Origin of the sequence: Saccharopolyspora indica, from assembly GCF_027853965.1 — a bacterium.
Lineage (GTDB): Bacteria > Actinomycetota > Actinomycetes > Mycobacteriales > Pseudonocardiaceae > Saccharopolyspora > Saccharopolyspora indica.
The window spans coordinates 281,259-301,510 of the sequence record NZ_JAQGLB010000005.1; the positions used below are offsets into that span (position 1 = coordinate 281,259).

The 20,252-nt window shown below is 71.5% G+C and carries 20 protein-coding genes and 1 riboswitch; of the genes, 5 read left to right on the forward strand and 15 right to left on the reverse strand.

Annotated elements, in window-relative coordinates; genetic code table 11:
- Nucleotides 1–21: 21 nt before the first annotated feature.
- Nucleotides 22–612 (forward strand): protoglobin domain-containing protein, encoded by a 591-nt coding sequence (locus OU416_RS14375; RefSeq protein ID WP_270927425.1) that lies wholly within the window; start codon nt 22–24, stop codon nt 610–612.
- A gap of 7 nt (nt 613–619) precedes the next feature.
- On the opposite strand, the gene OU416_RS14380 is transcribed toward OU416_RS14375, so the two are convergent.
- The 9 genes from OU416_RS14380 to OU416_RS14420 form a co-directional block, all read right to left on the reverse strand.
- Complete coding sequence (locus OU416_RS14380; protein ID WP_270927426.1) at nt 620–1,066, reverse strand: hypothetical protein; 447 nt, start codon at nt 1,064–1,066, stop codon at nt 620–622.
- Nucleotides 1,067–1,213: 147 nt separating this feature from the next.
- Nucleotides 1,214–1,483, reverse strand: coding sequence for a HesB/YadR/YfhF-family protein (locus tag OU416_RS14385; protein WP_270927427.1), 270 nt, complete (start codon nt 1,481–1,483; stop codon nt 1,214–1,216).
- 198 nt (nt 1,484–1,681) lie between these two features.
- Nucleotides 1,682–4,558, reverse strand: coding sequence for an aminomethyl-transferring glycine dehydrogenase (gene gcvP, locus OU416_RS14390; protein ID WP_270927428.1), 2,877 nt, complete (start codon nt 4,556–4,558; stop codon nt 1,682–1,684).
- Between the two features lie 177 nt (nt 4,559–4,735).
- A riboswitch (glycine riboswitch) is annotated at nt 4,736–4,838 on the reverse strand.
- A 78-nt stretch (nt 4,839–4,916) separates the two neighbouring features.
- A complete protein-coding gene (locus OU416_RS14395; protein WP_270927429.1) occupies nt 4,917–5,486 on the reverse strand; it encodes a MerR family transcriptional regulator in 570 nt (189 codons plus the stop codon).
- Nucleotides 5,487–5,754: 268 nt separating this feature from the next.
- A complete protein-coding gene (locus OU416_RS14400; RefSeq protein WP_093147450.1) occupies nt 5,755–6,231 on the reverse strand; it encodes a bifunctional nuclease family protein in 477 nt (158 codons plus the stop codon).
- Between the two features lie 534 nt (nt 6,232–6,765).
- Nucleotides 6,766–7,221, reverse strand: coding sequence for a glycogen accumulation regulator GarA (garA, locus tag OU416_RS14405; protein ID WP_270927430.1), 456 nt, complete (start codon nt 7,219–7,221; stop codon nt 6,766–6,768).
- Between the two features lie 118 nt (nt 7,222–7,339).
- Nucleotides 7,340–7,726, reverse strand: a complete 387-nt coding sequence (gcvH, locus tag OU416_RS14410) for a glycine cleavage system protein GcvH (RefSeq protein ID WP_270927431.1) — start codon at nt 7,724–7,726, stop codon at nt 7,340–7,342.
- Between the two features lie 157 nt (nt 7,727–7,883).
- Nucleotides 7,884–8,591 (reverse strand): CDP-alcohol phosphatidyltransferase family protein, encoded by a 708-nt coding sequence (locus OU416_RS14415; protein WP_270927432.1) that lies wholly within the window; start codon nt 8,589–8,591, stop codon nt 7,884–7,886.
- A gap of 152 nt (nt 8,592–8,743) precedes the next feature.
- Nucleotides 8,744–8,980, reverse strand: coding sequence for a hypothetical protein (locus tag OU416_RS14420; RefSeq protein ID WP_270927433.1), 237 nt, complete (start codon nt 8,978–8,980; stop codon nt 8,744–8,746).
- Nucleotides 8,981–9,294: 314 nt separating this feature from the next.
- On the opposite strand from OU416_RS14420, the gene OU416_RS14425 reads away from it, so the two are divergent.
- A complete protein-coding gene (locus tag OU416_RS14425; protein WP_270927434.1) occupies nt 9,295–11,172 on the forward strand; it encodes a propionyl-CoA synthetase in 1,878 nt (625 codons plus the stop codon).
- Nucleotides 11,173–11,181: 9 nt separating this feature from the next.
- On the opposite strand, the gene OU416_RS14430 is transcribed toward OU416_RS14425, so the two are convergent.
- Nucleotides 11,182–12,087, reverse strand: a complete 906-nt coding sequence (locus OU416_RS14430) for a LysR family transcriptional regulator (RefSeq protein ID WP_270927435.1) — start codon at nt 12,085–12,087, stop codon at nt 11,182–11,184.
- A gap of 73 nt (nt 12,088–12,160) precedes the next feature.
- Between OU416_RS14430 and OU416_RS14435 the strand changes: the two genes are divergently transcribed.
- Together OU416_RS14435 and OU416_RS14440 are read left to right on the forward strand one after the other, a co-directional pair.
- A complete protein-coding gene (locus OU416_RS14435) occupies nt 12,161–13,012 on the forward strand; it encodes an EamA family transporter (protein ID WP_270927436.1) in 852 nt (283 codons plus the stop codon).
- Nucleotides 13,013–13,155: 143 nt separating this feature from the next.
- A complete protein-coding gene (locus OU416_RS14440) occupies nt 13,156–14,667 on the forward strand; it encodes a beta-N-acetylhexosaminidase (RefSeq protein ID WP_372907153.1) in 1,512 nt (503 codons plus the stop codon).
- 60 nt (nt 14,668–14,727) lie between these two features.
- Here OU416_RS14440 and OU416_RS14445 read toward each other — a convergent pair whose 3' ends face one another.
- The 5 genes from OU416_RS14445 to OU416_RS14465 are packed head-to-tail and all read right to left on the reverse strand — an operon-like array spanning nt 14,728 to nt 19,384.
- The gene (locus OU416_RS14445; protein ID WP_270927437.1) at nt 14,728–14,973 is read right to left on the reverse strand and encodes a phosphopantetheine-binding protein; all 246 of its coding nucleotides are present in this window, start codon (nt 14,971–14,973) and stop codon (nt 14,728–14,730) included.
- 24 nt (nt 14,974–14,997) lie between these two features.
- Entirely contained in the window at nt 14,998–15,651 is a 654-nt protein-coding gene (locus OU416_RS14450; RefSeq protein WP_270927438.1) for an isochorismatase family protein, read from the reverse strand.
- Nucleotides 15,652–15,693: 42 nt separating this feature from the next.
- The gene (locus OU416_RS14455; protein WP_270927439.1) at nt 15,694–17,322 is read right to left on the reverse strand and encodes a (2,3-dihydroxybenzoyl)adenylate synthase; all 1,629 of its coding nucleotides are present in this window, start codon (nt 17,320–17,322) and stop codon (nt 15,694–15,696) included.
- Between the two features lie 12 nt (nt 17,323–17,334).
- Nucleotides 17,335–18,579 carry an isochorismate synthase DhbC gene (dhbC, locus tag OU416_RS14460; protein WP_270927440.1) on the reverse strand — a complete coding sequence of 415 codons (1,245 nt, stop codon included), beginning with the start codon at nt 18,577–18,579 and terminating at the stop codon, nt 17,335–17,337.
- 28 nt (nt 18,580–18,607) lie between these two features.
- Nucleotides 18,608–19,384 (reverse strand): 2,3-dihydro-2,3-dihydroxybenzoate dehydrogenase, encoded by a 777-nt coding sequence (locus tag OU416_RS14465; protein WP_270927441.1) that lies wholly within the window; start codon nt 19,382–19,384, stop codon nt 18,608–18,610.
- A 157-nt stretch (nt 19,385–19,541) separates the two neighbouring features.
- Here OU416_RS14465 and OU416_RS14470 point away from each other — a divergent pair, with 157 nt between their 5' ends.
- Nucleotides 19,542–20,243, forward strand: a complete 702-nt coding sequence (locus tag OU416_RS14470; RefSeq protein WP_270927442.1) for a nucleotidyltransferase family protein — start codon at nt 19,542–19,544, stop codon at nt 20,241–20,243.
- Nucleotides 20,244–20,252: the final 9 nt, after the last annotated feature.

Below are 20,252 nucleotides of genomic sequence, written 5' to 3' on the forward strand. Positions count from 1 at the left end.
GGGCGAGAGCAGGAGGCGACCATGGGCAGCACACCGCACACCATCTCCGGCTACGACTACGGCGATCCGCACCTCCCGCACTCGCCGGTCACCCTGCCGGAGGTGGACCGGCTCAAGTCCGCGCTGCTGTGGCGCGACGACGACGACCGCGCGCTCCGCGAGGCCGGAGACGTGCTGGCCGATCAGGTGACCGAGATCGTCGACGCCTGGTACGGCTACGTCGGTTCGCACCCGCACCTGGCCGCCTACTTCGCGCCGCCCGGCGGCGAACCCGACCACGACTACCTGGAGCGGGTCCGCCCGCGCTTCGAGCAGTGGATCCTCGACACCTGCCGCAAACCGCACGACCAGGCCTGGCTGGACTACCAGAACGAGATCGCGCTCCGGCACACGCGGGCGAAGAAGAACGAGACCGATCACGCCCGCGCGGTCGACCTCGTCCCGCTGCGCTACATGATCGCCTTCATCAACCCGATCACGACGACGATCCGCCCGTTCCTCGCCCGCAAGGGCCACGAGCCGGACGACGTCGACCGCATGCACCAGGCGTGGTTCAAGGCGGTCGTGCTCGACGTGGCGCTGTGGAGCCGCGCCTACACCGACTCGTGGTGACGCGGGCTCACGCCCGCCCGGCGCGGTGGCGGATCCCGAAGAGCGCCGACGCGGTGACGAGGCCGTAGAGCAGGTGCCCGACCAGGCTCCACACCGCCGTGGCCCCGATCTGCAACACCGGCATCCCCAATCCGGCGGGCATCAGCAGCAACCCGCCGAGCACCCACCACACGAGGCCATAACCCGCTCCGGCGACGAGCAGTGCTCGGAAGCCGGTGGCGGGCACGGCCAGTCCGAAACCGGCACCGAGAACCGCCGAGATCACCAGGTGGACCACGGCTCCGACAGCGGCGCCGGAACCTCCGACGAGCATCGCCACCATGGGCAGCATCCCCGTGAGCACCATCAGGACGCCGAACACGAGCCCGCCACCGATACCGGCGACGGCGCCGTGCAGTCCGCGCGTGACGACCAGCTGCACCGGGTGGTGCGCTGGATGTGCAGCAGTGGACATGACGCGACCTCCGATCGTTCAGGCCCTCACCAGCAGCATCGGCGCCCGCGTACCGCTCGTCGGTTACGCCCGTCACACAGCGCGCGGCCGCCGGAAGCGCGCGAACGCCCCGGGCGGGTGCCCGGGGCGTTCGTCGAGCCCGTCGGATCAGTCGCGGACGGCCAGCGCGAGATCGCCGTTGGCGTCCTTCTCGGCGTCGAGCGTCTTGTCCCCGAGCAGGGTGGCGACCTGCGGTTCGAGGAACACCCGGACCCCGGAGGCCTCGATCACCTCATCGCCCTCCTGGGGCTGATCGGCGATCGACGCCTGCAGTCCGTCCCCGGCCGGTGCGATGCGCAGCCCGGAGCCTTCTTGAGAGTCACCACCGACGAGGACGAGCTTGATGACCTCGGCGGCGCTCTCACTGATGGTGAGCATGGTGCTCAACTCCTTCTCGGAGCCGGTCAGGTGAAGGGGCCACCGTGTCATCCGAACGGCCCAGCACGCAAACCAGCCCGCCCGGGCGTGTCGGCACCCAAGGCTCCGCTCGCCCAGGTCGGCGTCAATTTCGCGCGAAATTGACGTTCACCCGGGTGACGGTCAATTTCGCGCGAAATCGACCGCCACCCCGACGGCTCAGGACTGGTAGGCGTCCAGGGGCGGGCAGGAGCAGACCAGGTTGCGGTCGCCGCGGGCGCCGTCGATGCGCCGCACCGTCGGCCACACCTTCGCCTCGCCCACGCCCAGCGGGTACGCCGCCTCCTCGCGGGAGTAGGCGTGGTCCCAGTCCTTGGCCAGGCAGGCCGCCGTGTGCGGGGCTCCGACCAGCGGGTTGTCCTCGGCGGGCCACTGCCCGGCGACGACCTTGTCGATCTCCGCGCGGATCGCGATCATGGCCTCGCAGAAGCGGTCCAGCTCGGCCAGGTTCTCGCTCTCGGTCGGCTCCACCATCAGCGTGCCGGCCACCGGGAACGACATCGTCGGCGCGTGGATGCCGTAGTCGGCCAGCCGCTTGGCCACGTCGTCGACGGTGATGCCGCTGGTCTTGCTGATCTGGCGCAGGTCGAGGATGCACTCGTGGGCGACGAACCCGCCCTCGCCGGTGTAGAGCACCGGGAAGTAGTTGTTCAGCCGCCGGGCCACGTAGTTGGCCGCCGCGACCGCGGTCAGCGTCGCGCGGCGCAGCCCCTCGCCGCCCATCATCCGCACGTAGGCCCACGAGATCGGCAGGATCGAGGCGCTGCCCCACGGGGCCGCGCTGATCGGGCCCACCCCGGTGGCCGGGCCGGCCGAGGGCTGCAGCGGGTGGTTCGGCAGGAACGGCGCCAGGTGCTCGCGCACGCCGATCGGGCCGACGCCCGGGCCGCCGCCGCCGTGCGGGATGCAGAACGTCTTGTGCAGGTTCAGGTGCGAGACGTCGGAGCCGAACTTGCCCATCCGGGCCAGGCCGATGAGCGCGTTGAGGTTCGCGCCGTCGACGTAGACCTGCCCGCCCGCGTCGTGCACGAGACCGCACACCTCGCGCACGGTGCCCTCGTAGACGCCGTGCGTGGACGGGTAGGTGATCATGATCGCGGCGAGGTCCTCGGCGTGCGCGGCGACCAGCTCGCGCAGGTGGTCGAGCTCGATGTTGCCGTCGTCGTCGCAGCGCACCACGATCACGCGCATCCCGGCCATGACCGCGCTGGCGGCGTTGGTGCCGTGCGCGCTCGCCGGGATCAGGCACACGTCGCGGGCCGACTCACCACGGCTGCGGTGGTAGGCGCGGATGGCCAGCAGTCCGGCGAACTCGCCCTGGCTGCCCGCGTTGGGCTGCAGGCTCACCGCGTCGTAGCCGGTGACCTCGGCCAGCCAGGTCTCCAGGTCCTTGACCAGCGACAGCAGGCCCTCGGCGTCCTGCGCGGGCGCGAACGGGTGCAGCGAGCCGAACTCCGGCCAGGTGATGGCCTCCATCTCGGCGGTCGCGTTGAGCTTCATCGTGCACGAGCCCAGCGGGATCATGCTGCGGTCCAGCGCGATGTCCTTGTCCGACAGCCGCCGCAGGTAGCGCAGCAGCGAGGTCTCCGAGTGGTGGGTGTGGAACACCGGGTGCGTCAGGTACTCGGAGGTGCGGCGCAGCGCCGCCGGGAGCGCGTCGGTGGTCTGCGCGTCCAGCTCGTCGACGTCCACGCCGTCGATCCCGAACGCCTGCCACACCGTCGCCAGGTGCGCTCGCGTGGTGGTCTCGTCGCAGCTGACGCCCACGTGGTCGGCGTCGACCCGGCGCAGGTTGATGCCGCCGCGCCGCGCCGCGGCCACGACCTCGTCGGCCCGGCCGGGCACCTTCGCGACGATCGTGTCGAAGAACTCCTGGTGCAGCACCTCGACGCCGCCGCGCCGCAGCTGCTCGGCCAGCACCGCCGCCATCCGGTGCGCGCGGGTCGCGATCGCCCGCAGCCCGGCCGGACCGTGGTAGACGGCGTACATCGACGCCATCACGGCCAGCAGCACCTGCGCGGTGCAGATGTTGCTGGTCGCCTTCTCCCGGCGGATGTGCTGCTCGCGGGTTTGCAGCGCGAGCCGGTAGGCCTTGTCGCCGTCGGCGTCGACGCTCACCCCGACCAGCCGCCCGGGCAGCTGCCGCTCCAGTCCCTTGGCCACGGCCATGAACCCGGCGTGCGGGCCGCCGAAGCCCATCGGCACGCCGAAGCGCTGGGTGCTGCCGACGACCACGTCCGCACCGATCTCACCGGGCGCGCGCAGCAGCGTCAGCGACAGCAGGTCGGTCGCCACCACGACCTTCGCCTTGCGCTCGTGGGCCTCGGCGATGAGCGCCTCGTGGTCGCGCAGCACGCCCGAGGCACCCGGGTAGGACAGCAGCACGCCGTAGAACTCGCCCTCGGGCAGGCCCGCCGACAGGTCGGCCACGACGACCTCGATGCCCAGCGGCTCGGCGCGGGTCTCGATGACCGCGATGGTCTGCGGGAGGGTGTCGGCGTCGACCAGGAAGCGCGACGACTTGGACTTGCCCGCGCGGCGCACCAGCGTCATGCCCTCGGCGGCGGCGGTCGCCTCGTCCAGCATCGACGCGTTGGCCACCGGCACCCCGGCCAGGTCGGCCACCATCGTCTGGAAGTTCAGCAGCGCTTCCAGCCTGCCCTGCGAGATCTCCGGCTGGTACGGCGTGTAGGCGGTGTACCAGGCCGGGTTCTCCAGCACGTTGCGCAGGATCACCGGTGGGGTCGTGGTGCCGTAGTAGCCGAGCCCGATCATCTCGGTGTGCGGGTGACAGCGGCGCGCGAGCTCGCGCAGCTCGGCCAGCGCCGCCGACTCGGTCGCCGGTTCCGGCAGCGCCAGCCGCAGGTCGTCCTCGCGAATGGCCTCCGGCACCGCGCTGCGGCCCAGCTCCTCGAGCGAACCGACGCCGATCACGTCGAGCATGCGGGCCAGTTCGGCCGGCGCCGGTCCGACGTGCCGGTCGGCGAACGGCGTGCCGTGCTCCAGAGCTGCCAGGGGAATGCGGTCGTCGGTCATCGCCAAACCTCAATCATCGCGGCGAACAGGGGGTGGCAGTGCAGCTGGGACTGCGCTGTTCTCTCCCCCTCTGTCCCCGTCCGCGAAGCGGACGCCTGAGAGCTTCACCCGGGAACCGGGCTTGCACCGTCGGCGGGGTGACACCACGACCGTGGCGCACCCTCTTTCCAGAGGTATCTCGCCCGTGCGGTCCAGGTGGCCTGAGAGGTTGTCGGGGAGGGTTGCTCCTTCGGCGCCGACCGCGGCTGGGCGCCGGGCCGGACTCTCCCGCACGGGGTCGGCGATGCGTCGGAGCTTACCCGATCAGCAGGCCCTCACGAACCTCCGATGCGAGCTGCGGCACAGTGCCGGAACCGCCTCAGCCGGTCTCGGCCTGCCGGTCCCGGCGGCGCCGGGACAGCTCGTCCTCGGCCTGCACCAGCTCGCCGCCGTCGGCCCGCTCGGCCGGGAACTCGTGGATGGTGCCGCTGATCTCGCGCATCGCACCGCTGACGGCGATGCCGAACACGCCTTGGCCGCCTTGCAGCAGATCGACCACCTCCTCCGCGGAGGTGCACTCGTAGACCGTCGTGCCGTCGCTGAACAGCGTCAACCGCGCCAGGTCCTGCACGCCGCGGTTGCGCAGGTGCTCCACCGCGACCCGGATGTTGTGCAGCGACACCCCGGTGTCCAGCAGCCGCTTGACCACCTTGAGCACCAGGATGTCCTTGAACGAGTACAGCCGCTGCGAGCCGGAACCCGCCGCACCGCGGATGGACGGGCCGACCAGCTTGGTGCGCGCCCAGTAGTCCAACTGGCGGTAGGTGATGCCGGCGATCTGGCAGGCGGCCGGACCCCGGTAGCCGACCAGTTCGTCCGGCAGCGAGGCGTCTGGGAACAGACCACCCTGCTCCGCGGCAGCATCCCCGTTGGACGCTTCCTCGACCACGCCTGCCTCCCCTCGTCCGGCTTGTCGCCGACGACGATCACCAGCGCCCGGATCGGTTCGACCGGGGCCGCGAACGCCCCGCCGACCGCGGTCCGGTAGCACCGCCGCATCGGCAGTTCACCCGCTGAATCACACCGGGGCAATTTCGCGTAACCCGACGGTATGCCTGCCGCGCGGGGAGGTCAACGCGACGCGCGGGGCACGCCGAACGACCCGGCCCCCGCCTGCACCAGCAAGCGGGGGCCGGGAACACCTGATCGGCCGACCGTTACGTGTCGGCACCTCTAAAATCCTCGGGCGACACCGAATCGAGGAACTCGCGGAACTTCTCCACCTCGTCCTCCTGCTCGTCGGGGATGATCAGCCCGGCCTCGTCCAGCACCGATTCGTCGGCGTGGATCGGCACTCCGATGCGCAGCGCCAGCGCCACCGAGTCGCTCGGCCGCGCGGACACCCGCACGTCCCCGTCGAACACCAGCTCGGCGAAGAAGGTGCCCTCCTGCAGATCGGTGATCCGCACCTGCTCCAGGTCGCGCCCGAGGGCGCCGATGACGTCCTTGAGCAGGTCGTGGGTCAGCGGTCGCTGCGGTCGCACGCCCTGCTGCTCGAGCGCGATGGCCGTCGCCTCGACCGAGCCGATCCAGATCGGCAGGTAGCGCTCGCCGTGCGCTTCGCGCAACAGCAGGATCGGCTGATTGGCTGGTAGTTCCACTCGCACGCCGACGACGCGCATCTCGCTGCTCATCGTCACATCGCCTCCTCCAGCGCGCCGAAGCGTGACATCCCCGTCGAGGATCGCGCACCGACGCCTCCGACGCTACCCGCGATACGGCGGCTACGCCCATCCCTCCGGCGGCCTCACCGGCCGCCGCTGCCACAGCTTTCCCACCGGATACCCGATCGCCACCGGTGGGCTCGAACCGCTGGCCGAGCTCGTCATCGAGCATTACCAGCACGATACACCGCCGACCGTCCGCGCGGACCGCCGGAAATGAAGCCGCTGCAACGGCAGAACCGGTTGCGGCGCCGAGAAATTCCTCGCTGCGGATGCCGCTCGACCTCGGTCGCGCAAGTACCGCGACGCGCCAGCGGGGCGGCGCCGGGATGGCGTCGCCCCGCTGGCGGGTCGGAAGTCGGATCCGGGTCTCAATGCCTGTTGGCGGTCGTGCCGCTCAGGTGGTCGTCCAGCGGAACCCGACCCGCCGACGGCCACCCCGCACACGCACCCCGAGCGGCTGCCGCCGCTCACCGAAGCGCGGACGGCTTCGCCGACAGGCTCTCAGCGCCCGTCGATCGGCCCGGTCAGGAACACCAACCGGAACTTGCCGATCTGCACCTCGTCGCCGTTGGCCAGCACCGAGGTGTCCACCGGTTCGCGGTTGACGTAGGTGCCGTTCAGGCTGCCGACGTCGACGACCACGAAGTCGTTGCCCTCGCGGCGGAACTCCGCGTGCCGACGGGAAACCGTGACGTCGTCGAGGAAGATGTCGCTGTCCGGGTGCCGGCCCGCGGTGGTGGCCTCCCGGTCCAGCAGGAACCGCGAGCCCGCGTTCGGGCCGCGCTTGACCACCAGCAGGGCGTTGCCCGCGGGCAGTGCGTCGACCCCGGACGCGGCGGCGGGCTCCGGGGCCGGGCTCTCGGTGCTCTCCGGCTCCGAGAGGAACGGCCTGAAGACCGAGGTGGTCTCCGGTGACTGCTCCGGCGGAACCTCGCCGAAGCCGCTGTTCTGGCTCACCTGAGCTCTCCTCCACGCGGATAGATCGTGCTAAATATGTGCCCAACGTACCGTGCCTGGGCAGGCGTTGGACGCGGGACTCCCGACATTCTCCCGGGCGACCCCGACAGAACGACGATCATTCCTGGTCGATCAGCTTCTGGTAGGCCTCGGCGTCGAGCAGATCCGCGAACTGCTCCGGATCGGCGAGCTTGATCTCGACCATCCAGCCGCCGTCCTGCGGCGCCGAATTGACCAGCTCGGGCTGGTCCTCCAGCTCGCCGTTGCGGGCGGTCACCTCGCCGCTCACCGGCGCGTAGATGTCCGACACGCTCTTGGTCGACTCCACCTCGCCCATGGAGTCGCCGGCCGCGACCTGCTCTCCCAGCTCGGGCAGCTGCACGAACACCACATCGCCGAGCTGCTGCTGGGCGTAGTCGGTGATCCCGATCCGCACGGTGTCCTCGCCGGTGCGCTGGACCCACTCGTGCTCTTCGGTGTACTTGATCTCGTCCGGGGCCGCCACGTGGTCCCGCCTTCCTCGTCCGCTGCTGCTCTTCGGAAACGCCGGCCGCGCTGGTGGCGTGATCGGCTCGGCGAGCGTATGCAGCGCGCGGTGCCGCCCGCAAGGCGACCCCCGGTGGCATCGGTTCAGGCCTGCCGCGCGGGCGGGAGACCGCCGGTCAGGCCCGCGCCGGTCGGCGGCGGGCCTGGTGCACCGCGGCCACCACCTGCCCCAGGTACAGCACTCCGGCCCACAGGTACAGCGCGCCGCCCCAGCAGGTGAAGGCGTAGGCGATCGGGCGCACCACTTCGGACAGCGGGAACTCCTCCTGCACCAGCAACAACAGCGGGAACGCGTACATCAGGCAGAAGGTCGCGGCCTTGCCCAGGTAGTGCACCTCGGGCGGCTCGTAACCGTGCCAGCGCAGCACCGGCAGGCACAGGGTCAGCACCACGTCCCGCAGCACCAGCGCGGCGGCGACCCACCAGGGCACCACGTCGCGCAGCACGAAGGCCACCAGGGTAGCGATGATGTAGAGGCGGTCGGCGGCCGGGTCGAGCAGTTCGCCGAGGCGGCTGTACTGGTTGAGCCAGCGGGCGAGCTTGCCGTCGAGCCAGTCGGTGATCCCGCTGATCACCAGCACCAGCAGGGCGAGCAGATCGGCCTTGGGGCCGAGCAGCAACCACAGGAACAGCGGTACCCCGGCGAGCCGGACGACGCTGAGCAGGTTCGGCAGTGTCCACCATGGATCGGCCCACACCCCGGCGGCGGCTTCGCGGATCCGGGCTATGCCGTGGTCCTGGCGCTGCTCCGGCGAGCGACCCGGGTTGTCCCCGCGGCTTCCGCTCGTGGTGTTCTCCGTGGTGCGCTCGGCGTCCTGCACCACGAGCCTCCCCTGAATGGTTGTGCGTGCTACCCCAGATGCACGGATGCGCATCCCCTCGGGGTCAGGATCTCACATTCGGCGCACAACACACTTGGCGGCCGTGGCTCCCGAGGATCGGGCCGGATGGCGGCGGGAGCCGACGGCCGACGGGGTCAGGCCCGGGTGCGGCTCCAGCCGCGGCGGCGGAGTTCGGCGTCGGTGAGGAAGCGGGCTCGCCCGCGGTCGTCGACACCGGCCCAGCGGGCTCCGGCAGAGCCCTCGAGCACGTAGGAATGACCGCCGCTCCACACCACGCTGCACGGCGCGGTGGGCAGTTCGGCCGACGGGGCCGGGCGCGTTTCGACCTGTGCGGTGGATGCCTCGGGGGACCGGGCCGGTTCCGTGCTCATCGTTGCAGCACCTCCGTTTTCTGCTTCTGTTGTCGGCGCGGCGCGCACTTTTGTTAGCCCGATCTCAGACTCGGATCCGATTGTGATCGGACATGCGCGCTGCGTCGCGCCGAAGCCGGACCGCAGCGCCCAGCGGACGCGTTCCGTCGCCGAGCTGCCGTCGGCGATAGGCCGGGCGCTATGCCCCGCCGAACTCGGGCGAACCGCTCACCGGGGGGCGCCTGTTCGCGGCGCGGCACAACGGCTCTGGCGCACCCGGTGGTTGTGCGGTAGGACGACAGGCACTTGGTGGCGGATGCGGGAGGTAGTTGGTCATGGGTGCCTATGCCGAGGCCCACCGGCGGAGCTTGACCGACCCGGAGGGTTTCTGGCTCGACGCGGCGGCGGCGATCGAGTGGGAGCGCGAACCGTCGCGCGCCCTCGACCGCGACGCCGACCCGTTCTTCCGCTGGTTCCCCGACGGGGAGCTCAACACCTGCTTCAACGCGCTGGACCGGCACGTCCGCGACGGTCGCGGCGAGCAGGACGCGCTGATCTGGGACTCGGCGATGACCGGCCAGGTGGTCCGCTGGACCTACCGGGAGCTGCTGGAGCGGGTGGCGCTGTTCGCCGGGGCGCTGCGCGCGCAGGGCGTGGCGCGCGGTGATCGCGTGGTGCTCTACCTGCCGATGATCCCGGAGGCCGCGATCGCGATGCTGGCCTGCGCCCGCATCGGCGCGGTGCACTCGGTGGTCTTCGGCGGTTTCGCGCCGAAGGAGCTGGCCGCGCGCATCGAGGACGCCCGGCCGACCGTGGTCGTGGCGGCGTCCTGCGGGCTGGAGCCCAACCGGGTCGTCGAGTACAAGCCGATCGTCGACGAGGCGCTGCGGCTGACCGAGCACCAGCCGAAGCGGGTGATCGTGCTCCAGCGCGAGCAGGCCCGCGCCGAGCTCGGCGAGCGGGACGTGGACTGGGACGAGGCGCTGGCGCAGGCCGAACCAGCCGGGTGCGTCCCGGTCAAGGCCACCGATCCGCTGTACGTGCTCTACACCTCGGGCACCACGGGCCGTCCGAAGGGCGTGGTGCGCGACAACGGCGGGCACGCGGTGGCGCTGCGCTGGTCGATGGCCAACATCTACGACATCGGTCCGGGCGAGGTGTTCTGGACCGCCTCCGACGTCGGTTGGGTGGTCGGCCACTCCTACATCGTCTACGCGCCGCTGCTGACCGGGGCCACCACCGTGGTCTACGAGGGCAAGCCCGTCGGCACGCCGGACGCGGGCGCGTTCTGGCGGGTCATCGCCGAGCACCGGGTCAAGGCGCTGTTCACCGCGCCGACCGCGTTCCGGGCGATCAAGCGGGTGGACCCGGAGGCGAAGCTGCTGGCCGAGCACGACATCTCCAGCCTGCGGACGCTGTTCCTGGCCGGTGAGCGGCTGGACCCGGAGACCTACCACTGGGCGTCCGAGCACCTCGGCGTGCCGGTGATCGACCACTGGTGGCAGACCGAGACGGGCTGGCCGATCTGCGCGAACCTGCGCGGGCTGGAGCCGATGCCGGTCAAGCCGGGCTCGCCGACGGTGGCGGTGCCCGGCTACGACGTGGTGGCGCTGGACCAGGCGGGCAATCCGCTGCCGCCGGAGACCGACGGCGCGATCTGCATCCGGCTGCCGCTGCCGCCGGGCACGCTGCCGACGCTGTGGGGCGATGACGAGCGGTTCCGCGAGTCGTACCTGTCGCGCTACCCCGGCTACTACCTGACCGGCGACAACGGCTACGTCGACGCCGACGGGTACGTGTTCGTGATGGGCCGCACCGACGACGTGATCAACGTCGCCGGGCACCGGTTGTCCACCGGCTCGATGGAAGCGGTGCTGGCGGCGCACCCCGCGGTCGCCGAGTGCGCGGTGATCGGGGTGCGCGACGCGCTGAAGGGCCAGGTGCCGCGCGGGCTCGTGGTGCTCAAGTCCGGTGTGGACATCGATCCGGAGGTGCTGCGCGAGGAGCTGGTGGCGGCGGTGCGCGAGCAGATCGGGCCGGTCGCGGCGTTCCGCGAGGTCGCGGTGGTGGACGGCCTGCCCAAGACGCGCTCGGGCAAGATCCTGCGCAAGTCGATGCGGGAGATCGCCGACAGCGGCGACACCAAGGTCCCGTCCACCATCGAGGACCCGGCGGTGCTCGACCGCCTGCGCCCGGCGCTGCGCGGCGAGTGACCGGAGGGCTCAGCCGCGCTGCCGGTCCCGCGCGACGTCCTCCAGCGCCTGGAGGACGGCCGCGATGGCCGGTTGCTCGCGGCTGCCCCGGCGCACGCAGGTGAGGACGCTCCGCGACGGCACCGGCTCGTCGCGGAGCGGGATCCGCACCACCCGGTGCTCGGGCGAGGTGGTGGCGAGACGGGGCAGCAGGCAGATGCCGAGCCCGCTCGCGACCATCGCCAGCACCGAGTTCCACTCCGCGGCCCCGTGCGCCACTCGCGGGGCGAATCCCGCCGCCGCGCACGCGACCTCGATCAGCTGGAACTGGTCGTGGTGCGGCTCGATCCAGGTCTCGCGCGCGGTCTCGACCAGCCGGACCGAATCGCGCTCGGCGAACGGGTGCTCCGCGGAGACCACGAGATCCTGCGGGTCGTCGAGCAGGACCTGCTGGTCGAGCCTCGGGTCGTCCAGCGGCGGCGTGCCCGCCACCGGCAGGACCACGACGTCGGTCTGCTCGCCCAGCAGCAGGCGCAGGCCGTCGTCGATGTCGGTTTCCCGCAGCCCCACCTCCAACCGCGGGTGGGAGTCGCGGAGCCGCGCGGCGGCGGGGGCCAGCAGCGAGCCGAAGCTGGTCGCGAACCCGCCCACCCGGACCTGCCCCACCGCCCCGGCGGAGTGCGCGGCCAGATCGGCGCGGGCCCGCTCCCACTCGGCCGCGATCGCATCGGCGTGCGCCAGCACGATGTGCGCCGCGGGGGTGAGCTGCACTCGTCTGCCTTCCGGCCGCAGCAGCTCGGCGCCGATCTCGCGGGACAGCAAGCGGATCTGCTGCGAGACCGCTGACGGCGTCAGGTAGAGCGCCCGCGCGGTCGCGGTCACCGTGCCTTCCGCCCGGAGGACGCGCAGGACGTGGAGTCGTCGCAGGTCGATCATTCAGGCGATTCTTCACGGTTGCGGGCGGAAATGTGAGATGGATCTGAAACCGCGGCCGTCCCAGGCTTCAGGGGTGCAGTCATCCACGCCATCGCGGCCGATCGCCGTGCCACCGTTCGCGCTCGTGCTCGGCGCCGTCGTCAGCGTCCAGTTCGGGCAGGCCTTCGGCAAGCAGCTGTTCGCAGTCGTGGGGCCGCTCGGGGTCGCAGGCCTGCGGCTGTCGCTGGCGGCACTGTTGCTGCTGGTCCTGCGGCGGCCGCGAATCCCCGCCGACTGGCGCTCGCGCGGTCTGATCATCGCGTTCGGAGCGGCGATCGCGACGATGAACGTCGTCTACCTCGCGCTGGCGCACCTGCCGGTGGCGGTCGCCAGCACGCTCCAGCTGCTCGGCCCGCTCTCCGTCGCGCTGCTCGGCTCACGACGTCCGCGCGACGTGCTGTGGGCAGCCCTCGCGGCGGCGGGCGTGTTCTTGTTCTGCGGCCCGGTCAGCGCACCGCTGCCCGTCATCGGCGTTGGTCTCGCGCTGGTGTCGGCGGCGGGGATGGGCTGCTACCTGCTGGTGAGCCACCGCGTCGGCGCGATCAGCAGCGACGGCTCCCCGCTCGCGCTCGCGGTCGCCTGCGCCGCAGTGCTCGTGCTGCCCTTCGGCATCGCCGAGTCCGGGACGGCGCTCCTGTCCCCCGCCGTGCTGCTGGCCGGGCTGGGAATCGCGGTGCTGTCGGCGGTCGTGCCGTACTCGCTGGAGCTGGCCGCGCTGCGCCGGATCCCACCCCGGGTCGTCGGGGTGCTGCAGAGCCTGGAGCCTGCGACCGGCGCCTTGGCCGGCCTGCTGCTGCTCGCCGAGCTGCTGTCACCGGTCCAGCTCGTCGCGCTCGGCTGCGTCACGGCGGCGTCGATCGGAGCGGTGCTCACCCGGGACCGCTGAGTGCGTCCGTTCGGACGCTTCGTCGGCCGACTTTGGTCTATACCTTTGAGGTGCGCCGCTCCCCGAGCCACGAGGAGCGCACGCACCTGACCTCACGCCCGACCGACCAACGGCGCGCAGAGCCGCGCTCGCCGTTGTGGCAGGTGCGCTCGGTCGCCGGGACCGCGGTGGCCGCACCTGCCGTGGAGAACCTCGCCATGGACAACCTCATCCCCGTCCCCGAATCGGTGCGACCGGATCCGGCGACGACCTTCGCACTGTCCCCGCAGACGTCGATCCGGGCGGCGGGCGACGCCGCCGAGGTCGGTGAGTACCTGGCCGGGATCCTGCGACCGTCGACCGGTTTCCCGCTGCCGGTGCGCGACGACGCAGGCGCCATCGCGCTGGAGATCGACGCGACCGCGGAGACCGGCCCGGCCGGATACCGGCTGCTCGTCACCGGGGAGACCGTCGGCCTGCGCGCCGTCAGCGCCGAAGGGCTGTTCAACGGCGTGCAGACGCTGCGGCAGCTGCTGCCCGCCGCGATCGAGAGCCGCACCGAGCAGCCCGGCCCGTGGTCGGTGCCCGGCGGTGAGATCGTCGACCGGCCGCGCTTCGCGCACCGGGCCGCGATGCTCGACGTCGCGCGGCACTTCTTCACCGTCGAGCAGGTCAAGCGCTACATCGACCAGATCGTCCGGTACAAGCTCAACCGGCTGCACCTGCACCTGACCGACGACCAGGGCTGGCGCATCGACATCGACAGCTGGCCGAAGCTCACCGAGTACGGCGGCGGCACCGAGGTCGGCGGCGGTCCGGGCGGGCACTACAGCAAGCAGGACTACGCCGAGATCGTCGAGTACGCCGCCTCCCGGCACGTGGTGGTGATCCCCGAGATCGACCTGCCCGGGCACACCAACGCCGCGCTGGCCTCCTACGCCGAGCTGAACCGCGACGGGGTGGCACCGCCGCGCTACACCGGCATCGAGGTCGGCTTCAGCTCGTTGTGCGCGGACAAGGAGGTCACCTACGAGTTCGTCGAGGACGTCATCCGCGAGCTCGCCGAGATCACGCCCGGCCCGTACCTGCACATCGGCGGCGACGAGGCGGAGGCGACCAGCGAGGAGGACTACAAGGAGTTCGTCTCGCGGATCCTGCCCGTGGTGGCGAAGTACGGCAAGACCGCGGTCGGCTGGCACGAGTACGCCAAGGCGGCCCCGCAGGGCGAGGCGGTGGTGCAGTACTGGGGCACCACCGACACCGATCCGCTGCTGCCCGAGGCGGTGGCGCGCGGCAACAAGATCCTGGTCTCGCCCGCGAACAAGTCCTACCTGGACATGAAGTACGACGAGAACACCCCGCTGGGCCTGAAGTGGGCCGGGTTCATCGAGGTCGCCGACGCCTACGGCTGGGACCCGGGCAGCTACCTGCGGGACGTGCCGGAGGAAGCGATCCTCGGCGTGGAAGCGCCGCTGTGGTCGGAAACCCTGGAGAACTCCGACCACGTCGAGTTCATGGCCTTCCCCCGCCTGCCCGCGCTCGCCGAACTGGCCTGGTCCCCGAAGTCCGCCCAGGACTGGGAGTCCTTCGCCCAGCGCCTGGCCACCCACGGCCCCCGCCTGGAAGCCTCCGGCATCAACTACTACAGGTCGCCCCAGGTCCCCTGGAACATCTGAGGAACCGGCCCGGTGAAGGGCACCTTTAGGCAACATACTTGCTAAAAGGTGCCCTTCACCTCACTCCCCCGCTGGGAGCTTGGGTTGCAGGACCGTCCACCACTCGGCGAGGGTGGGGCGTTCGGCCAGGTCGGCGAAGGTGATCTGGACGCCGAGGCGGCGCCACTTCTCCACCAGGGTCATGATGCGGACCGAGTCCAGGCCCCAGTCGATGAGGTTCTCCTCGTCGGTCAGCTCCGCGGGGTCCTCGTAGAGCAGCTCCGCGACCTGCTCCCGGACCTCTTCCAGCGTCAACTTCTGCGACATCGCACGCACTCCCAGAAAAAATCGTCAGGCCACTTCGGACTCGCGCACCGCGAGGTCCTGCGCCAGGCGCTGCGCGGTGTCGACCACCGCGCACCGCTTGGCGGCGTAGGTCAGCGCCATCCGGTGCTCCTCCGCGGAGAAGTCCGCGACCGCGTCGGCGACCAGGAACGCCTGGACCTCCTGCTGGAAGGCCTCGGCGGCGGTCATCAGGCAGCCGATGTGGGCGTAGATCCCGGTGATGATCAGCTGATCACGTCCCCAGTCCCGCAGCAGCTGGCGCAGCTCGGTGCGCTGGAAGGCGCTGTAGCGCCACTTGGTCAGCAGCACGTCGCCGTCGCCGGGCGCCAGCTCGTCGATGATCGCCTCCTGCGCCGGGTCGGCCACGCCCGGGCCCCACCACTCCAGCTGCAGGCCGCGCTGCTCGGGCGTCTGGCCACCGGGCTGCGCGCAGTACACCACCGGAACGCCTGCCGCGCGAGCGGTTTCCCGCAGCAGCGCGATGTTGGGCACCACCTGGTCCAGCGGTTCGCCCTCCGCCGGGAAGGCGTTGACGAAGTGCCGCTCCATGTCGTGGATCAGCAGCACCGACCGGTTCGGGTCGGGCCGCCACGACACGCGGTTCTCCGGCAGCTCGTCGGGCTGCGGAACCCGGTACGGGGCGATGGTCGGAAGCGCCACGGGCGGCCTCCTCCTGTAGTCGATGATCGGTCCTTGTGCAGGTCAGCGGCGTTCGAGCTCCGGCACCAGCTCCCGGCTGATCGCCTCCCGGAGGTCGCGCTTGCTGACCTTGCCGACGCCGGTCTGCGGGAACTGCTCGACGAACTCGACCCGGTCCGGCACCTTGTAGGCGGCCAGCCCGCGCTCGCGCACGAACTTGATCAGCTCGCGAGCCTTGGGCGGGGTGCCGCGCGGCACGACGAAGGCGCAGCTGCGCTCGCCGAGGTAGTCGTCGGGCATGGACACCACGGCCGCGTCGTGCACCGCCGGGTGCGCCAGCAGGTGGTTCTCCACCTCTTCCGCGGCGATCTTCTCGCCGCCGCGGTTGATCTGGTCCTTCGCGCGGCCCTCCACGACGATGTTGCCCGCCGCGGTGAGCCGGACGACGTCGCCGGTGCGGTAGAAGCCGTCGGCGGTGAAGGCCTTCGCGTTGTGCTCGGCGGCCCGGTAGTAGCCGCGGATGGTGTAGGGCCCGCGGGTGAGCAGGTGCCCGGTTCCGCCGGGCGGCACCGGGTTGTCCTCGTCGTCGACGACCAGCACCTCGTCGTCCGGCGAGATCGGCCGGCCCTGGGTGGTGAGGATGACGTCCTCGGGGTCGTCGAGGCGGGTGTAGTTCACCAGTCCCTCGGCCATGCCGAAGACCTGCTGCAGGGTCGCGCCGAGCACCGGTCGCACCCGGCGGGCGACCTCCTCGCTGCACTTGGCCCCGCCGACCTGGAGGACCTCCAGGCTGGACAGGTCGTGCTCGGTGCTGCCCGCCGCGTCCAGCCACACCAGCGCCAGCGGCGGGACCGCGGCGGCCAGCGTGACGCGCTCGCGCTCCACCAGCGGGAACACCTCGTCGGGGCTGGGCCTGCGGGCCAGCACCACGCGGCCGCCGGCGTGCAGGACGCCGAAGGTGCCGGGCGAGCTCATCGGGAAGTTGTGCGCGATGGGCAGCGCTCCGAGGTAGACGGTGTCCGCGGTGACGCCGCAGATCTCGTTGCTGGCGCGGAAGGAGTAGATGTAGTCGTCGTGGGTGCGCGGGATCAGCTTCGGCACCCCGGTGCTGCCGCCGGAGAGCTGCAGGAACGCGAGGTCGCCGGGCTCGGGCCCGGTCAGCCCCACCGGCTCGGCGTCGACTTCGGACAGCGCGGCGAACTCGCCGGGCTCGCCCGCGATGAACACCCGCAGCTCCGGCAGCTTCGCCACCACCTCGGCGGCCAGCTTCCGGTGGTCGAAACCGGCTTCGACGTCGGTGGTGATGTAGGCGGCGGCCCCGCTGAACTCGCAGAAGTAGGAGACCTCGGTCAACCGGTGCGACGGCAGCGCGAAGACCGGCACCGCTCCCAGCCGGAACAGCCCGAAGCACACGTCGAAGAACTCGGCGATGTTGGGCAGCTGCACGACGACGCGGTCGCCCTTGCCGATGCCGGCATCGCGCAGCCCGGCGGCGAGGCGGTCGGCGCGCACGTCGAGCTCGCCGTAGGACACCCGGCGGTCGCCGTCGACCACCGCGATGCGGTCGGGGTGCTCGGTGGCGCGTTCGCGCAGCATCTGGCCGAAGGTGTAGCCGCGCCAGTAGCCCGCCGCGCGGTAGCGGTCGGCGAACTCCGGCGGCCAGATCGGGTGGTCCGGTTGCGGTTCGGTCATTGCTCAGCCCCTTCAGAACGCCTGGTCCAGGCCCATCGCGGACAACGCGGTGCGGAACTTCGCGGAGGTCTCGGCGAGTTCATCGGCCGGATCGGAGCCGGCCACGATGCCCGCTCCGGCGTAGAGCCGCAGCGATTCGTCCTCGACGTCGGCGCAGCGGATGGCCACCACCCACTCGCCGTCCCCGGCCGCGTCGCACCACCCGACCATGCCCGCGTAGTAGCCGCGTTCGAAAGGCTCTGTCTCGGCGATGACCTCGCGCGCCCGCTGCAGCGGGGTTCCGCACACCGCCGGGGTGGGGTGCAGCGCGTCGGCCAGCTCCAGCGACGAGGTCGCGGGGTCGCGCAGCTCGCCGGTGACCTCGGTGGCCAGGTGCCACATGGCGTTGGTGCTGATCACCGACGGCTCGGGCACCCGCAGCTCGCGGCAGTACGGGCGCAGCGCCTCGGCCACCGCCTCCACCACGGCCGCGTGCTCCCGCAGGTCCTTGTCCGAAGTGGACAGCTCGGCGGCGCGCCGCCGGTCCTCGACCGGGTCGGTGCTGCGCGGGCGCGATCCGGCCATCGGGTTGGAGCGCACCCGCATGCCGCGCCGCGACACCAGCAGCTCCGGGCTCGCGCCCAGGAAGGTGCGCTGCAGCAGCGGCTGCGGGCCGAAGCTGTCGCGGGTGCCGTCCTCGCCGCGCTTGGGCAGGTCGACCGCGAAGGTGTAGCTGGCGGGATCGGCCAGCGCCAGGTTCTGCAGCACGGTGCGCACGTCGATGGGTTCAGCGGCGGTCAGCTCCAGCGACCGCGCCAGCACCACCTTGCTCAGCTCGCCCTCCTCCAGCCGCCGCAGCACGCGGCTCACGCCGCGCTCGTACTCGGCGGGCGCGGGCACCGGGCGGACTTCGCAGTCCAGCCCGCCGCCGCGCGGGCTGCGCGGGACGACGAGGTTGAGCGGCTCGGCGCGGAGCACGTCCTCGGGCAGCACCAGGTGCGCGGGCAGGTTGTTGCCGAACGGCACCGCGCCGACGACCATCGGGTTGCGGTGGCCGAACTCCGCCGCGCTGTTGAAGAACTCCGAGACCCGCTGCGGGAGGTTCTCCCGAGCGCACAGCGTCTTCGGGACCGTCGCGGCGACACCGCGGGCCAGCAGCACGCCGCGCGGCGTGGAGAACAGGAACGACGAGCCCGCCTCGTAAGCGGACAACAACCGGGCCGCCGCGTCGTCGGCGACCAGGTCGATGCTGTCGATATCGCTGTCGATGGTGGTCATGGCAACCTTTCGGAGTTCGCGGCAGGAGTCAGGCGCGCAGCGTGGCGCCGCCATCGACGTACAGGTCGTGCATGGTGATGTGCCGGGCCTGATCGGAGGCCAGGAACACCACCGCGTCGGCGATGTCCTCCGGGGTGGCGAGCTTGCGCAGCGGGATGCCGGCCTTGAAGGTCTCGGGAGAACCGGCGATGACCCGTTCGGCGCCGCGCTCGTCGGCCCACATCCCGCGCTGCATGTCGGTGTCGGTGGAGCCGGGGGCGACGACGTTGCAGCGGATGCCGTGCTCGGCCAGCTCCAGCCCGAGCGACTTGGTGAACAGCGTGGCCGCGGCCTTGGACGCGGCGTAGGCGGCCATGCCGTGCCGGGGCACGCCCGCGGCGTTCGAGCTGACGGTGACGATGCAGCCCCGCTGCCGGGCGATCATGTGCTTGGACACCGCGCGGGAGAAGTTGAACACCCCGGTGGTGTTGACCGCGAAGGTCCGCTGCCAGTCCTCGTCGCTGATCTCCTGCACCGTGCCGACCTGGAGCACCCCGGCGACGTTGGCCAGCACGCCGACCGGCCCGACCTCGGCCTCCACCCGCTCCACGACGTCGGTCACGGCCGCCGGGTCGGCCACGTCGGCCTGGTAGGCCCGCACCCGCTCGCCCAGCTCCGCGGCGACGGCCGCGACCTTCTCCCCGTCGCGGTCCACCGCGGCGACGGTCGCGCCGAGCCCGGCGAACGCAGCGGTCACCGCGGCACCGATGCCCTGGCCCGCGCCTGTCACGATGGCGACCGCGCCGCCGATCCCCGTCCGGTTCATCGCACCTTCTGAAACTCAGGCAAGCCTAACCTTTGTCAGGCGAGCCTGAGTTTAGAACACGGACGTGCCCGGATCGCCCCACCATCGAGGTGGCATTGATCACCGACCGCAACGATCCCTTGTTCTCATCACCCGATCAGCACGGTAGAACGAGTCGGTGAACCGGAATCCGATCGACGCGGCACGCCGTCTGGCCCAGCACGAGTACGCCGCGGCCCGCCTGGTGATCGTGGGCGGCAGCGTCCTCACCGCCCGCCGCACCGCGACCTCCGACCTGGACGTGGTGGTGGTCACCGAGCCCAGGGCCCAGCCGTCCCGCCGGTCGCTGACCTGGGAGGACTGGCCGGTCGAAGTGCTGGAGCACGACGAGCGGAGCCTGGCCGCCCACTGCGCCGACAACCTCGCCCGCCGCTGGCCGGGGATCCCGCGGCTGATCGCCGAGGGCGCGATCGTGGCCGACCGCGACGGCCTGGGTGCCCGCCTGCAGGACGAGATGCGCCACAACCTGGCCGCAGGACCGGCCGCACCGACGCCTGCCGAGCTCGCCGAACTCCGCTACGAGCTGACCGACCTGCTCGACGACCTCGCGGGCAGCACCGTCCCCGCCGAAACCGCCTTCACCGCCGCCCGCGCGCTGAACAAGACCGCCCAGCTCGCCCTGCTGGCGGCGCGCCACTGGCAGGGCACCGGCAAATGGCTCTTCCGCGAACTGCACGACCACGACCCGCACCTGGCCGAAGACCTGGCCACCGCCCTCACCGATCCCGCCCGCCTCACCGCGCTCGCCCACCAGGTCCTCAACACCGTCGGAGGCCGACTTCGCGAGGGCTACGAAGTTACCGACCCCCGCAACCCCTGACGGACCCGG

Excerpts from the sequence above, each read along its gene's own strand:
- OU416_RS14465 (WP_270927441.1), bottom strand. The coding sequence starts at position 19,384 with ATGAACCGGACGGGGATCGGCGGCGCGGTCGCCATCGTGACAGGCGCG.
- OU416_RS14375 (WP_270927425.1), top strand. The coding sequence starts at position 22 with ATGGGCAGCACACCGCACACCATCTCCGGCTACGACTACGGCGATCCG.
- OU416_RS14425 (WP_270927434.1), top strand. The coding sequence starts at position 9,295 with ATGGGTGCCTATGCCGAGGCCCACCGGCGGAGCTTGACCGACCCGGAG.
- OU416_RS14445 (WP_270927437.1), bottom strand. The coding sequence starts at position 14,973 with ATGTCGCAGAAGTTGACGCTGGAAGAGGTCCGGGAGCAGGTCGCGGAG.
- OU416_RS14420 (WP_270927433.1), bottom strand. The coding sequence starts at position 8,980 with ATGAGCACGGAACCGGCCCGGTCCCCCGAGGCATCCACCGCACAGGTC.
- OU416_RS14455 (WP_270927439.1), bottom strand. The coding sequence starts at position 17,322 with ATGACCGAACCGCAACCGGACCACCCGATCTGGCCGCCGGAGTTCGCC.
- OU416_RS14430 (WP_270927435.1), bottom strand. The coding sequence starts at position 12,087 with ATGATCGACCTGCGACGACTCCACGTCCTGCGCGTCCTCCGGGCGGAA.
- gcvP (WP_270927428.1), bottom strand. The coding sequence starts at position 4,558 with ATGACCGACGACCGCATTCCCCTGGCAGCTCTGGAGCACGGCACGCCG.
- OU416_RS14400 (WP_093147450.1), bottom strand. The coding sequence starts at position 6,231 with ATGAGCAGCGAGATGCGCGTCGTCGGCGTGCGAGTGGAACTACCAGCC.
- dhbC (WP_270927440.1), bottom strand. The coding sequence starts at position 18,579 with ATGACCACCATCGACAGCGATATCGACAGCATCGACCTGGTCGCCGAC.
- OU416_RS14385 (WP_270927427.1), bottom strand. The coding sequence starts at position 1,483 with ATGCTCACCATCAGTGAGAGCGCCGCCGAGGTCATCAAGCTCGTCCTC.
- OU416_RS14380 (WP_270927426.1), bottom strand. The coding sequence starts at position 1,066 with ATGTCCACTGCTGCACATCCAGCGCACCACCCGGTGCAGCTGGTCGTC.